Raw genomic sequence first — 12340 nt, forward strand, 5'->3', positions numbered from 1 at the left:
CAACCCCCGTGTCCGTCCTCTCAAAGATCATGCGTGCAGGCGAAGGCAAGATCCTGCGCAAGCTGCACCGCATCGCGGACCAGGTCAACTCCATCGAAGAGGACTTCGCTGACCTCTCCGACGCCGAGCTGCGGGCCCTCACCGACGAGTACAAGCAGCGCTACGCCGACGGTGAGGCCCTGGACGACCTGCTGCCCGAGGCCTTCGCCACCGTCCGCGAGGCCGCCAAGCGCGTCCTGGGCCAGCGCCACTACGACGTGCAGATCATGGGCGGCGCCGCCCTGCACATGGGCTACGTGGCCGAGATGAAGACGGGTGAGGGCAAGACCCTCGTCGGCACCCTGCCCGCCTACCTCAACGCCCTGTCCGGCGAGGGCGTGCACATCGTCACGGTCAACGACTACCTGGCCGAGCGCGACTCCGAGATGATGGGCCGCGTCCACAAGTTCCTCGGTCTGAACGTCGGCTGCATCCTCGCCAACCAGACGCCGGCCCAGCGCCGCGAGATGTACCGCTGCGACATCACCTACGGCACGAACAACGAGTTCGGCTTCGACTACCTGCGCGACAACATGGCGTGGTCCAAGGACGAACTCGTCCAGCGCGGCCACAACTTCGCCATCGTCGACGAGGTCGACTCCATCCTGGTCGACGAGGCCCGTACGCCGCTGATCATCTCCGGCCCGGCCGACCAGGCCACCAAGTGGTACGGCGACTTCGCCAAGCTGGTCACCCGCCTGAAGAAGGGCGAGGCCGGCAACACCCTCAAGGGCATCGAGGAAACCGGTGACTACGAGGTCGACGAGAAGAAGCGCACCGTCGCCATCCACGAGTCGGGCGTCTCCAAGGTCGAGGACTGGCTGGGCATCGACAATCTCTACGAGTCGGTGAACACCCCGCTGGTCGGCTACCTGAACAACGCCATCAAGGCCAAGGAACTCTTCAAGAAGGACAAGGACTACGTCGTCCTCGACGGCGAAGTCATGATCGTCGACGAGCACACCGGCCGTATCCTCGCCGGCCGCCGCTACAACGAGGGCATGCACCAGGCGATCGAGGCGAAGGAAGGGGTGGACATCAAGGACGAGAACCAGACGCTCGCCACGATCACCCTCCAGAACTTCTTCCGCCTCTACAAGCGCCACGACCACGACGAGAAGGAACAGCCCGGTCTCTCCGGCATGACCGGTACGGCCATGACCGAGGCCGCCGAGTTCCACCAGATCTACAAGCTCGGCGTGGTGCCCATCCCGACCAACCGGCCGATGGTGCGCAAGGACCAGTCGGACCTGATCTACCGCACCGAGGTCGCGAAGTTCGAGGCCGTCGTCGACGACATCGAGGAGAAGCACCGCAAGGGGCAGCCGATCCTCGTCGGCACCACCTCCGTCGAGAAGTCCGAGTACCTCTCGCAGCAGCTCAGCAAGCGCGGCGTCCAGCACGAGGTGCTCAACGCCAAGCAGCACGACCGGGAGGCGACGATCGTCGCCCAGGCGGGCCGCAAGGGCTCCGTGACGGTGGCCACGAACATGGCCGGCCGCGGTACGGACATCAAGCTCGGCGGCAACCCCGAGGACCTCGCCGAGGCGGAGCTGCGTCAGCGCGGCCTCGACCCCGAGGAGCACATCGAGGAGTGGGCCGCGGCCCTGCCCGCCGCGCTGGAGCGGGCCGAGCAGGCGGTCAAGGCCGAGTTCGAAGAGGTCAAGGACCTGGGCGGGCTCTACGTGCTGGGCACCGAGCGGCACGAGTCGCGTCGTATCGACAACCAGCTGCGTGGTCGTTCCGGCCGCCAGGGCGACCCGGGCGAGTCCCGCTTCTACCTCTCCCTGGGCGACGACCTGATGCGCCTGTTCAAGGCCCAGATGGTCGAGCGCGTGATGTCCATGGCGAACGTGCCGGACGACGTGCCGATCGAGAACAAGATGGTCACGCGCGCGATCGCGTCCGCCCAGTCCCAGGTCGAGACCCAGAACTTCGAGACGCGCAAGAACGTCCTGAAGTACGACGAGGTCCTCAACCGGCAGCGCGAGGTCATCTACGGCGAGCGGCGCCGCGTCCTGGAGGGCGAGGACCTCCAGGAGCAGATCCAGCACTTCATGAACGACACGATCGACGCCTACGTCCAGGCCGAGACCGCCGAGGGCTTCCCGGAGGACTGGGACCTCGACCGTCTGTGGGGCGCCTTCAAGCAGCTCTACCCGGTGAAGGTCACCGTGGAGGAGCTGGAGGAGGCGGCCGGCGACCGGGCCGGTCTGACGGCGGACTACATCGAGGAGTCCATCAAGGACGACATCCAGGAGCAGTACGAGGCGCGTGAGACGCAGCTCGGCTCCGAGATCATGCGCGAGCTGGAGCGCCGGGTCGTGCTGTCCGTCCTGGACCGCAAGTGGCGCGAGCACCTCTACGAGATGGACTACCTCCAGGAGGGCATCGGCCTGCGCGCGATGGCGCAGAAGGACCCGCTGGTCGAGTACCAGCGCGAGGGCTTCGACATGTTCCAGGCCATGATGGAGGGCATCAAGGAGGAGTCCGTCGGCTACCTGTTCAACCTGGAGGTCCAGGTCGAGCAGCAGGTCGAGGAGGTTCCGGTCGAGGACGCGGCGCCGTCCCTGGACAAGGGCGCGCAGGACGCCGTCCCGGCCCAGGCGGGCGCCCGCCCGGAGATCCGGGCCAAGGGCCTCGACGCTCCGCAGCGCCGGGACCTGCACTTCTCCGCGCCGACCGTGGACGGCGAGGGAGGTGTCGTCGAGGGCGACTTCGCCACCGACGGCGAGCCCGCGCAGGCCGCGTCGGACGGGCTCACGCGCGCGGAGCGCCGCAAGCAGGCCAAGGGCGGGCGACGCCGCAAGAAGTGACGGTGCGGTGCCTCGGGGCGCCGCAGCGGTGGAAGGGCCGGTCACCCGTGGTGGCCGGCCCTTCGGCGTAGGCGCGCGGGCTGGGCGGTGCGCGATGGACGGTCGCCTGCGGAGTCGTCAGTCGTCAGTCGTCAGTCGTCAGTCGCGAGTCGCGAGTCGCCAGCCGTCAGTCGTCGTCGGCGTACGGCCTGCGGGGCCCGCCCAGTTCCACCGCGGTGCAGCGCCAGCGCAGGTCCTGGCCCCGTTCCAGCCGGAAGGCCATCGCGCGCAGCTGGTCCCCCGCGCCGATGCGGGCGAAGACCTCCAGGGCGCCCGGCCGCGGCTCGAAGTAGCCGATGTCCCGGACGACGGGGAGGGCGCCGCGCGTGCGCAGCGGGCCGCGCTCGGCGAGGTGGGCCAGGTCGTCGTAGGCGCGGCCGACGGTGTGGCGGAGCATCGAGTGGACGGGGCGCCGGCCGCTGAGCACATGGAGGAGAAGCTCGGCGAAGCGGTCCGTGGGGCGTACCTGCGGGACGGGGCGGCGCGGGGTCTGGGCGGGGACGCGGGGCGCGGCGGACGGTCGGGTGAGGGGCGGGAGCGGCCGTGGCGCGCGAGGCGTCGTGGCATCGGGCGCGAGCCGGTGGGCGCCCGGCTGGAGCGGCGTCGTCCCGGGCGCCCGGGCGGGGCCCTGTCCCGCCGTGGGCGGGCGGGTGTCCGCGGGCCTGGTGCGGCCCCGTGAGGACCGGCCGGGGGAGCCCGGCGGGCGCCCGCCGGACGGCGCGGTGCGCACCGGCCGCCCGCCGGGCCGGCGGGGCGGGAGGCCACCGGGGGCCCGGGTCGCGGCTCCGGCGTCGGGCAGGGCTTCGGGGATGGGCGGGGGAGGGCTGCTGGGAGGGAGCTGAGTCCTGGTCATGACCTTGCGCATGGGGGTCCCCGTTCGGCGGCGGCCCGGGTGATACCGGGCAGTAACTTAGTGGTTGGGGATCTTGTACGGGGTCGGGGCACCGCTCGGCAAGGAGGCGGGTGCCCGTGCCGCGGGGGTCGCAAGGTTCACCTATCAGAGTGACCGGGACCGCGCCGAGGCCCGGTGCGGAGCGGGCGGAGCGGGTGAATTCCGGGCCGGGGGTGGACGCCCTGGGCGTCACGGGTGGGAACTCGAAAGGGGACACCCGGACGTATCCTGAAGACCCCTCCGGGGCTCCACCGGGGCCTCACCAGGGCTCCTCGGGCCCGAAGCCCCCGACCCGAAAGCGGCGGTCCCATGCGCGTCTACGTCCCCCTGACCCTGTCCGGCCTCGCCGAGGCGCACCGGGCCGGGGAGCTGGGGGCAGGGCCGCTCCCCGCCCACGCCGTCACGCCGGCGCTGCGCGAGTGGTACCAGTCGGACGACGTCGAGGAGCTGGAGTACGCCGCCCTGGGCCGGGCCGCCCAGACCTCACTGCGCCTGCTCGCGGCCGCTCCGGGTGCCCAGTGGCACCGGGTCGTGGTCGCCGTCGACGTACCCGACGGCGCGGTCTCGGCCGACCCGGACCGGGCGCCCGACGGCGCGGTGCGGGTGGCCGGTCCGTTGCCGCTGGCCAAGGTGGCCTCGGTGCACGTCGACTCCGGCGACGCGGAGGCGGACGTGACCGCCGCGGCCCGGGCCCTCGCGGCGGCGGACGCCGGGGACGACGACGCCCGGTCCGTGGTGGACGGCGCCGAGGACCACGAGCTGCTCTGGTACGCCACGCAGGAGATCCCCGGCCTGCTGGAAGCCGGACGCTGACCCGGCGGCCTGCCGATTGTCAGTGGCGGCGGGTACGTTTTCGGGCATGGGGATGCAGACAGGGGCGCACATCGTCTGGGACTGGAACGGGACGCTGTTCCACGACAACGACGCGATCATCGGGGCGACGAACGCCGCCTTCGCCGAGCTGGGCATGACGCCGATCACGATGGAGCAGTACCGGGCGCTGTACTGCGTACCGGTGCCGAAGTTCTACGAGCGGCTGCTGGGCCGGCTGCCCACGGAGGCCGAGTGGGAGGTCATGGACGCCACCTTCCACCGGCACTACACCCGGCATCGGGCGGCGTGCGGGCTCACCGACGGGGCGGCCGAGCTGCTCGCGGGCTGGGGCGCGGCGGGGCGGAGCCAGTCGATCCTGAGCATGTACGGCCACGAGGAGCTGGTCCCCCTGGTCCAGGGGCTCGGGATCGAGGCGCACTTCATACGGGTCGACGGGCGGACCGGGCCGTCCGGCGGCAGCAAGGCTGAGCACATGGTGCGGCATCTCGAGGAGCTGGCCGTCTCCGGGGTGAAGCCCGCCCGGACGGTCGTGATCGGGGACGCCGCGGACGACGCGGTCGCCGCGCGGTACGTGGGCGCGGGGGCGGTGCTGTACACCGGGGGATCGCACAGCCGGGCCAGCCTGGAGGGCGTCGGGGTGCCCGTGGTCGACACGCTGGCGGAGGCCGTGGCGGAGGCGGAGCGGCTGGCCGCGTGAGTCCGTGGCCGCCGTCGGGCCGCGCGTAGCTGTGCGGAACGTCCAAGTTCCGGGCATGGTTTTGTACACATGCGGCTCGTGACGAGGGGCCCGTGCGGGGCGATAGCCTGGTGGCGTGATCAGCGCGATAGTTCGCGGGGGCACAGGTGCCCCTGCCCTGCGCCCGGTACGCACGGACCACATCCGTGTCCGGGCGGCGGTCGCTGGTCCTCGCGAGCGGGACGGGGCGCCGCAGGCTCCCCGCAGGGCGCCGCGCACACCCCGGACGGTGACGGCGAGAGCGATGTCACACCCGGTCGGTGCGGCGACATTGGCCGATATGCCCCCGCTCCTCTCATCTTGCGGCATAGCGTCGGAGCAGACCGGACACCCCGCGTCTCGACGTCGTGCCGGAAGGCAGGAGACCGTACTTTCTTCTACGTCACGCAACGGCGCGCGACAGGAGCCAGAGGACAATGCAGACCAAGCTGGACGAAGCCAAGGCCGAGCTGCTCGAAAGGGCTGCGCGGGTAGCTGAGAACAGCCCGGTCGGGGGGCACCTACCGACTGGGACGACGGACAAGGGGACCCCGGACACCCCGGGCACTCCGGCCCCGGACCACGCATCCGTGTTCGCGTTCCTCCGGCGTTACTACCGGCACACCGCTCCGGAGGACCTGGCCGACCGCGACCCGGTCGACGTCTTCGGCGGTGCCGTCTCGCACTACCGGCTGGCCGAGAACCGCCCGCAGGGCACGGCGAACGTGCGGGTGCACACCCCGACGGTCGAGGAGAACGGCTGGACGTGCAGCCACTCCGTCGTCGAGGTGGTCACCGACGACATGCCCTTCCTCGTCGACTCCGTCACCAACGAGCTGACCCGTCAGGGCCGCGGCATCCACGTCGTCGTCCACCCGCAGATCGTGGTGCGCCGCGATGTCGCCGGCAAGCTCGTGGAGGTGCTCGACGGCCGGCCCACCGCCGACCTCCCGCACGACGCGCACGTCGAGTCCTGGATCCACGTCGAGTTCGACCGCGAGACCGACCGCGGCGACCTCAAGCAGATCACCGCCGACCTGCTGCGCGTCCTCAACGACGTCCGCGAGACCGTCGAGGACTGGGGCAAGATGCGGGACGCGGCCGTCCGCATCGCGGAGGGGCTGCCCGCCGAGCACACCCCCGGCGACCTGCCCGCGCGTGAGGTGGAGGAGGCCCGCGAGCTGCTGCGCTGGCTGGCCGACGACCACTTCACCTTCCTCGGCTACCGCGAGTACGAGCTGCGCGAGGACGACTCCCTCGCCGCCGTCGCCGGCACCGGCCTGGGCATCCTGCGCTCCGACCCGCACCACGAGACCGACGAGAGCCACCCCGTCAGCCCGTCCTTCGAGCGGCTCCCCGCCGACGCCCGGGCCAAGGCGCGCGAGCACCGGCTGCTGGTGCTGACCAAGGCGAACAGCCGGGCCACCGTGCACCGGCCCTCGTACCTGGACTACGTCGGCGTCAAGAAGTTCGACGAGAACGGCGACGTCGTCGGTGAGCGGCGCTTCCTCGGCCTGTTCTCCTCCGCCGCGTACACCGAGTCCGTCCGCCGGGTGCCGGTCGTGCGGCGCAAGGTGGAGGAGGTGCTGGAGCGCGCCGGGTTCTCGCCCAACAGCCACGACGGCCGGGACCTGCTCCAGATCCTGGAGACGTACCCGCGCGACGAGATGTTCCAGATGCCCGTCGAGGAGCTGGAGCCGATCGTCACCTCGGTGCTCTACCTCCAGGAGCGCCGCCGCCTGCGGCTCTACCTGCGCCAGGACGAATACGGGCGCTACTACTCGGCGCTCGTCTACCTCCCGCGCGACCGCTACACCACCGGCGTCCGGCTGCGGATCATCGACATCCTCAAGGAGGAGCTGGGCGGCACCAGCGTCGACTTCACCGCCTGGAACACCGAGTCGATCCTGTCCAGGCTGCACTTCGTCGTCCGGGTCCCGCAGGGCACCGAGCTGCCGCACCTCTCCGAGACCGACAAGGAGCGCATCGAGGCCCGCCTGGTCGAGGCCGCCCGGTCCTGGGCCGACGGGTTCGGCGAGGCGCTGACCGCCGAGGTCGGCGAGGAGCGCGCCGCCGAGCTGCTGCGGCACTACGGGGGTGCCTTCCCCGAGGGCTACAAGGCCGACCACGGCCCGCGTTCCGCGGTCGCCGACCTCGGCCACCTGGAGCGCCTCGACGACCGGAACACCTTCGCGCTGAGCCTCTACGAGCCGGTCGGCGCCGGCCCGGAGGAACGCCGTTTCAAGATCTACCAGAAGGGCGGCACGGTCTCCCTGTCCGCCGTCCTCCCGGTGCTCAGCCGGCTCGGCGTCGAGGTGACCGACGAGCGCCCCTACGAGCTGCGCTGCGCCGACCGCACGACGGCCTGGATCTACGACTTCGGCCTGCGGATGCCGAAGTCGGTGGCCGGCGGCGCCGACTACCTCGGCGACGACGCCCGCGAGCGCTTCCAGGACGCCTTCGCCGCCACCTGGAACGCCCAGGCGGAGAACGACGGCTTCAACGCCCTCGTGCTCAGCGCCGGACTGAACTGGCGCCAGGCCATGGTGCTGCGGGCGTACGCCAAGTACCTGCGGCAGGCGGGCTCCACGTTCAGCCAGGACTACATGGAGGACACCCTCCGCAACAACGTCCACACCACGCGGCTGCTCATCTCCCTGTTCGAGGCGCGGATGGCCCCCGAGCGCCAGCGCGCCGGGCGGGAGATCGTCGACGCCCTGCTCGAAGAGGTCGACGCGGCCCTCGACCAGGTGGCCAGCCTCGACGAGGACCGGATCCTGCGGTCCTTCCTCACCGTGATCAAGGCGACCCTGCGGACCAACTTCTTCCAGGAGGCGGCGGGCGGCAAGCCGCACGACTACGTCTCCATGAAGTTCGACCCGCAGGCCATCCCCGACCTGCCCGCGCCGCGCCCGGCGTTCGAGATCTGGGTGTACTCGCCGCGAGTCGAGGGCGTGCACCTGCGGTTCGGCAAGGTCGCGCGCGGCGGTCTGCGCTGGTCGGACCGCCGGGAGGACTTCCGCACCGAGATCCTCGGCCTGGTCAAGGCGCAGATGGTGAAGAACACCGTCATCGTGCCGGTCGGCGCCAAGGGCGGCTTCGTCGCCAAGCAGTTGCCCGACCCGGCCGTCGACCGCGACGCCTGGATGGCCGAGGGCATCGCCAGCTACAAGACCTTCATCTCGGCGCTGCTCGACATCACCGACAACATGGTGGCCGGCGAGGTCGTGCACCCCGCGGACGTCGTCCGGCACGACGAGGACGACACCTACCTCGTGGTCGCCGCCGACAAGGGCACCGCGAAGTTCTCGGACATCGCCAACGGGGTCGCCGAGTCCTACAACTTCTGGCTCGGCGACGCCTTCGCCTCCGGCGGCTCCGCGGGCTACGACCACAAGGGCATGGGCATCACCGCCCGCGGCGCCTGGGAGTCCGTCAAGCGGCACTTCCTGGAGCTGGGCGTCGACACCCAGACCCAGGACTTCACGGTCGTCGGCATCGGCGACATGTCCGGCGACGTGTTCGGCAACGGCATGCTGCTCAGCGAGCACATCCGCCTGGTCGCCGCCTTCGACCACCGGCACATCTTCATCGACCCGAACCCGGACGCGGCCACCTCGTACGCCGAGCGCCGCCGCCTGTTCGACCTGCCGCGCTCGTCGTGGGAGGACTACGACACCGCGCTGATCTCGGCCGGCGGCGGCGTCTTCCCGCGCACCGCCAAGTCGATCCCGGTCAACGCGCACCTGCGCGAGGCCCTCGGCATCGAGGCCCGCGTCACCAAGATGACCCCGGCCGACCTGATGAAGGCGATCCTCTCGGCCCCGGTGGACCTGCTGTGGAACGGCGGCATCGGCACCTACGTCAAGGCCTCCACGGAGTCCAACGCGGACGTCGGCGACAAGGCCAACGACGCCATCCGCGTCGACGGCGGGGACCTGCGCGCCCGGGTCGTCGGCGAGGGCGGCAACCTGGGCCTGACCCAGCTGGGCCGGATCGAGTTCGCCCGCACCGGCGGCAAGATCAATACCGACGCCATCGACAACAGCGCGGGCGTGGACACCTCCGACCACGAGGTGAACATCAAGATCCTGCTCACCGGCCTGGTCAAGGACGGTGACATGACGGTCAAGCAGCGCAACAAGCTGCTCGCCCAGATGACCGACGAGGTCGGCGCGCTGGTCCTGCGCAACAACTACGCGCAGAACACGGCGATCGCCAACGCGCTCGCCCAGTCCAACGACATGCTCCACGCCCAGCAGCGCTTCATGCGCCACCTGGTCCGGGACGGGCGGCTCGACCGGGCGCTGGAGTTCCTGCCCACCGACCGCCAGATCCGCGAGCGCCTCCAGAGCGGCCAGGGTCTGACCGGCCCGGAGACGGCCGTGCTGTTGGCGTACACGAAGATCACGGTCGCCGAGGAGCTGCTGCACACCTCGCTGCCCGACGACCCGTACCTCAAGGGCCTGCTGCACGCCTACTTCCCGACGGCGCTGCGCGAGCAGTTCCTCGAGCGGATCGACGGCCACCCGCTGCGCCGGGAGATCACGACGACCGTCCTGGTCAACGACACGGTCAACACGGGCGGTACGACGTACCTGCACCGGATGCGCGAGGAGACCGGCGCGTCGCTGGAGGAGATCGTGCGGGCGCAGACCGCGGCCCGGGCGATCTTCCGCTCCGCCCCGGTGTGGGACGCGGTGGAGGCCCTGGACACCAAGGTCGACGCCGCGGTGCAGACCCGGATCCGGCTGCACTCGCGCCGTCTGGTCGAGCGCGGCACCCGCTGGCTGCTCAACAACCGGCCGCAGCCGCTGGAGCTGGCCGAGACGGTGGAGTTCTTCGCCGAGCGCGTCGAACAGGTCTGGTCGCAGCTGCCGAAGCTGCTGCGCGGCGCGGACGCGGAGTGGTACCAGCGCATCTTCGACGAGCTGACCGACGCCGGCGTCCCGGACGAGACGGCCACCCGGGTGGCCGGGTTCTCCTCGGCCTTCCCGACGCTGGACATCGTGTCGGTGGCCGACCGCATGGGCAAGGAGCCGCTGGAGGTCGCCGACGTGTACTACGACCTCGCCGACCGGCTGGGCGTCACCCAGCTGATGGACCGGATCAGCGATCTGCCCCGCACCGACCGCTGGCAGTCCATGGCCCGCGCGGCGATCCGCGAGGACCTGTACGCGGCCCACGCCTCGCTCACCGCCGACGTCCTGGCGGCGGGCAACGGCACGTCCACGCCGGAGCAGCGGTTCAAGGCGTGGGAGCAGAAGAACGCGGCGATCCTGGGCCGGGCGCGGACCACGCTGGAGGAGATCCAGGGTTCGGACGCGTTCGACCTGTCCAACCTCTCGGTGGCGATGCGGACGATGCGGACGCTGCTGCGCACGCACGCGTGACGGCGTAGCCGCCCGAACAGGGTTTGGCGGGCGCCCCGGGTCCTGACGGCCCGGGGCGCCTTCATGTCTGAGTGTCGACGCCTGATTCGTGCCCCATTTGGGAGTCTTGTGCGGATAAAGTGATCGCGTGACCGGGCGTTCCGCATTGACGCGCACCGCGCTGGCGCGAGCGGGGGCGGCCCTCGTCCTCCTGCTGCTGGTCCTGGTGGTGGTCCGGCTGCCCTGGATCGGTGACCTGGGCATGCACGCCGCCACCCTCGAACGCCTGCGGCACGACCTCCTCCACCCCGGCAACCCGCTGGTCGACGCGGACACGCCGAGCCCGTACTACACGCCGTGGACGGTGCCGCTGGGCTGGGTGGCCGGGGTGACCGGGTTCTCCGTCTTCACCGTGCTGCGGATCGGGGCGGTGGTGGCGCTCGCGGTGCTGGTCACGGGGGTGTGGCGGTACGCCCGCACGCTGAGCGCGCGCCCGGTGGTGCCCCCGCTGGCGCTGCTGTGCCTGGTGCTGCTGTGGGGGACGACCGAGTTCAGCTGGAGCGGCTTCCTCGGGCTGCACTCCCTCGCGTTGACGGTGGCGTACCCGAGTGTGTTCGCCCTCGGGCTGGCGTTCCACCTGTGGGCGTGGCTCGCGCGGGCGGACGGGTGGGGGAGCCGGCTCGGGTGCGGGTTGCTGTGGGCCGTGATCCTGCTGGTCCATCAGTACTCCGGGATCGTCGCGTCGTTGGGCGCGCTCGCCGTCGTGGTCGGGGCGCGGCATGCCGGGCGACGGGTGTGGGCGCGGGTGGCGGGGGCGCTGGCGCTGGGAGTGGTGGTGCTGTGGGCCTGGCCGTACTACGACTTCTTCGCGCTCTTCGGCGCCGGGGACGGGATGGACGAGGTGCACCGGTCGCTGTACCGGGACCTGTGGGCGCGGTACTGGCTGGTGCTGGTGGGGGTGGCCGCGCTGGTGGTGCGGTGGCGGCGGGACCGGCGGGACGTGCTGGTGCTGTTCTTCGCGCTGGGGCTGGTGGTGTTCGTGGCGGGCGGGGTGACCGGGCACTGGTCGTGGGGGCGGGTGCTGCCCGCGGCGGTGATTCCGGCGCAGCTCGCGGTGGCGGTGGAGGTGGGGGAGTCCGGGCGGCGGGCGGTGCGGTGGGTGTGGGCGGGGGTGTTGGGGGTGGCGCTGGTGGTGGGGGCCTGGGGGCAGGCGGGGATGCTGGGGTACGCGGTCGGGCCGGGGGCGTTGCCGGGGGTGGTGGCGGATAAGTACCGGGAGCCGTGGGAGGGGTACGGCTGGATCACGCGGTGGGTGGGGTACGGGGACGTGGTCATGGCGAGGGAGTTTCCGTCCCGGCGGATTCCGGCGACCGGGGCGTACACGGTGGCGCCGGGGTACACCGACTTCTTCCTCGATGACGAGGGGGAGCGGGTGGGGGCGGTGCGGAGGTATTTCTCGGTGGGGGTGGAGGGGGTGTCGGGGGGTGTGCGGAGGGGGATCGAGCGGGCCTATGACGTGCGGTGGGTGGTGGATCGGGGGATGGGCGTGCGGGGGGATGCGGGGTTGCGGGAGGTGGGGCGGGGGCCCGGTGGGTGGGTGTTGTACGCGGTGGTGGGGTGAGCGGCTGTTGGC

Annotated in this window: 6 protein-coding genes; 5 read left to right on the top strand and 1 reads right to left on the bottom strand. The window is 71.4% G+C overall.

Annotated elements, in window-relative coordinates; translation table 11 throughout:
- The first annotated feature begins 8 nt into the window (after window positions 1-8).
- The gene (secA, locus tag ACZ67M_RS00080; RefSeq protein WP_361353707.1) at window positions 9-2855 is read left to right on the top strand and encodes a preprotein translocase subunit SecA; all 2847 of its coding nucleotides are present in this window, start codon (window positions 9-11) and stop codon (window positions 2853-2855) included.
- A gap of 166 nt (window positions 2856-3021) precedes the next feature.
- Here the strand turns inward: secA and ACZ67M_RS00085 are convergent, their stop codons facing one another.
- Entirely contained in the window at window positions 3022-3759 is a 738-nt protein-coding gene (locus tag ACZ67M_RS00085) for an Rv3235 family protein (protein WP_469848929.1), read from the bottom strand.
- 336 nt (window positions 3760-4095) lie between these two features.
- Between ACZ67M_RS00085 and ACZ67M_RS00090 the strand changes: the two genes are divergently transcribed.
- The 4 genes from ACZ67M_RS00090 (at window position 4096) to ACZ67M_RS00105 (ending at window position 12328) form a co-directional block, all read left to right on the top strand.
- Window positions 4096-4599: a DUF6912 family protein gene (locus ACZ67M_RS00090; RefSeq protein WP_450735347.1), complete on the top strand. Its 504-nt coding sequence runs from the start codon at window positions 4096-4098 to the stop codon at window positions 4597-4599.
- Between the two features lie 46 nt (window positions 4600-4645).
- On the top strand, window positions 4646-5317 hold the full coding sequence (locus ACZ67M_RS00095) for an HAD family hydrolase (RefSeq protein ID WP_385802902.1): 672 nt from the start codon (window positions 4646-4648) through the stop codon (window positions 5315-5317).
- Window positions 5318-5772: 455 nt separating this feature from the next.
- A complete protein-coding gene (locus ACZ67M_RS00100; RefSeq protein WP_361353719.1) occupies window positions 5773-10728 on the top strand; it encodes an NAD-glutamate dehydrogenase in 4956 nt (1651 codons plus the stop codon).
- A gap of 127 nt (window positions 10729-10855) precedes the next feature.
- Window positions 10856-12328: a hypothetical protein gene (locus ACZ67M_RS00105; RefSeq protein WP_469848931.1), complete on the top strand. Its 1473-nt coding sequence runs from the start codon at window positions 10856-10858 to the stop codon at window positions 12326-12328.
- Window positions 12329-12340: the final 12 nt, after the last annotated feature.

This window comes from Streptomyces sp. NPDC107500 (assembly GCF_055582785.1).

Coding starts and splice junctions, on each gene's coding strand:
- ACZ67M_RS00085 (WP_469848929.1), bottom strand. CDS start 3,759: ATGCGCAAGGTCATGACCAGGACTCAGCTCCCTCCCAGCAGCCCTCCC.
- ACZ67M_RS00090 (WP_450735347.1), top strand. CDS start 4,096: ATGCGCGTCTACGTCCCCCTGACCCTGTCCGGCCTCGCCGAGGCGCAC.
- ACZ67M_RS00095 (WP_385802902.1), top strand. CDS start 4,646: ATGGGGATGCAGACAGGGGCGCACATCGTCTGGGACTGGAACGGGACG.
- ACZ67M_RS00100 (WP_361353719.1), top strand. CDS start 5,773: ATGCAGACCAAGCTGGACGAAGCCAAGGCCGAGCTGCTCGAAAGGGCT.